The following is a 391-nucleotide window of genomic DNA, read 5'->3' as shown; positions in this document are numbered from 1 at the left end:
TAATTGAAAGAATCTTCAATATGAAGATAGACGGCTACTCATCTAAGGCTATTGCAGATTTTTTAAATAGCATAGGTTGTGTAACACCATCTAAGCATAAAGAAAATTCTGGCGATAATCATACTACTGGTTTTATTGTTAAAGACTCTAAATGGGACGCAAAAATGGTCAATAGGATTATTACAAACAAGGTCTATATAGGAGTGCTTGAACAAGGGAAAACTAGAAAACTAAATTACAAGTCTAAGAGAGAAGTAGAAGTAAATGAAGAAGATTGGATTGTAATAAACGACTCTCATAAGCCTATTATTTCAAAAAGCATTTATGCTTTGGCTAATAAGATGATGCTCCGAGATGTAAAACAATCAGCAGATATACCACATATTTTATC

The 391-nt window shown here is 32.0% G+C and carries 1 protein-coding gene; it reads left to right on the top strand.

The annotated features are described in order from the left end of the window. Window positions 1-20: 20 nt before the first annotated feature. A partial coding sequence (locus tag CHM34_RS18770) for a recombinase family protein (protein WP_439116353.1) occupies window positions 21-391 on the top strand: 371 nt, incomplete at its 3' end.

This window comes from Paludifilum halophilum (assembly GCF_002245355.1).
GTDB lineage: Bacteria > Bacillota > Bacilli > Thermoactinomycetales > DSM-45169 > Paludifilum > Paludifilum halophilum.
The sequence above is the reverse complement of the archived record's forward strand: the minus strand, read 5'-3'. Positions and strand labels throughout refer to the sequence as shown.